The following is a 1,820-nucleotide window of genomic DNA, read 5'->3' as shown; positions in this document are numbered from 1 at the left end:
CCACTAAGGGGTTCTATATTTAAGCTCTACTGGCTTAAATCGGCACACTGTTGAGTTCTCAAACAACACACGCACATCCGAATTAACCACCCCGGTAAGGAGCGACAGCATCAGAGGCTGGTATTGCTAAACAAGTTTTGTGTCTGCATCGGCCCCATGCGGGATCTAGTGATCCTTGCAGGGATTCCGGTTCAGGCAACGCCGCAGAACTTTACCCGGTTCGATTCGCGGTGTCAACCCGCTCGACCCGGTGGTGTCCGACTCCTGAACACTACCAGAAGCTTTCTTCCACTCCGACTCCGCCAGGCTCTTGCGTCCTGTTCTGTTCGGCGCTCCGTGCGACATGGAGAAAGTTACGCGGTAGCTGATCGCAAAGTCAAATCGGCTGGTCAGCGGCTTGTGGAGGGTCGGAGCCACAGTGTGCGCACCTGCCCGGTGAGCACCTCGTCGACCACATCCTCGACCGAGACGGCACGTTCTTCGCCCAGGCGCACGAGCTCGTAGCCCCACGTGCGGAACTCCCGCAGGACCACACCGGGGTCGTCGCCATATCGCCTGGTCAGAGCGCCATCCATGGCCACGACGACGTGCGGTCGGTCCTTGCGCAGACGCCGCACGAGACCCCCCAGAGCGCGGTGTCCGCGGCCCGGAACGTCGACTTTCACGACCGACAGACGCTGCTCGCGGGTGGCTTCCAGACCGTCGAGCTCGCGGTCGAGCCGAACGCCCGCGATCGGATATTCACCCGATGTGGTGGTGATCACCTTTTGTGGATCTTGTGGCGCGACGGTCAGGCCACCACCCCCCGCAGGGGTCCCCACCAGCGGAGACTGGCTGTCCCACGCCGCCGCCTCCAGCACCACCAGACGTTCGGCCACAGCCGCGCTGACGTTCTCGGATACGTTGTGCCGCAACAGTTTCGCCGCTTCCCCGGACGGTTCGATGACAGCCACGGTGCCGCCGGCGCCAAGCCTGCTGAGCACGCGGATCGCGTGGTATCCGACGTACGCGCCGATGTCGAGAAAGACGCTCTCGGGCTCGATGAGCGAGTCGACCAGCTCCGCGATGTCGGGCTCCCAGACCCCGTTGCTCGACAGCACCGGGGACATCACCGCGTCGTGCGCGGGCAGCCGGAGCAAGCCCGCGTCGCACAGGACGAGCGAGGTGGGCACGTCGGCCAACTCCGCCGGAATCACCCGTTCGTGTTGGCGCACAACGACTCTGCGCAGCGCATCGGTAGCCCGCAGAGCTTGGTCCGAGGACCAGGTGCTCAGCGCGACCTTGCTGTCGCGCTCCCCGAGGCGGTCGTTGAGCTTGGCCTCCAGCGCGTCGATCCGGGCCCGCCCGGCCGCCAGCGCCTCGGTAAGCGCGCGCAGTTGCTCGGGGTCGACCGTCGGCGGCGGGGTCTCCCGGATCTGGGCGGACAGGTCCTTGACCGCCCTGGTCCCCCGGCTGACCTCACCGCGCAGCCGTACGACCTCTTCGCCGTTCGCGGAGACCTGCTTGGACAGGTGCGCCCCGCGTTCGACCATCAGGTCCAGGTCGGCGCGCAGCAGGTCGATGTCGTGGCCCGCGCCCGCGTTGGCCAGCTTCTCCTGGCGCTCGACCAGTTCGGCCGCGGTGCGTTCGATCCCGTCGATGAGCGAGTTGAGGACCGACGTCAGGTGCTGGTCGTAGTGGTTGAGCACGCGGAGCACAGCCCGGCGCAGCTGTGGCGCCATCGGGATCCGGTGCCCGACATCGGCGTCGGGCCTGCGCAGCAGGGCGTGGCGGGCGGCCCGCAGGGCGCGCAGCGGGTCGTCGTCGGCGGCCCCGGCGAC

General features: G+C 66.8%; 1 protein-coding gene. It reads right to left on the bottom strand.

Annotation, left to right across the window (positions count from 1 at the left end):
* Positions 1–389 precede the first annotated feature (389 nt).
* Positions 390–1,820, bottom strand: a 1,431-nt coding sequence (locus ACRDSQ_RS16195) for an FkbM family methyltransferase (protein WP_431422075.1), incomplete at its 5' end; no start/stop codon positions are given.

Origin of the sequence: Actinokineospora sp. (assembly GCF_050699995.1) — a bacterium.
Taxonomy (GTDB): Bacteria; Actinomycetota; Actinomycetes; order Mycobacteriales; family Pseudonocardiaceae; genus Actinokineospora.
The sequence above is the reverse complement of the archived record's forward strand: the minus strand, read 5'-3'. Positions and strand labels throughout refer to the sequence as shown.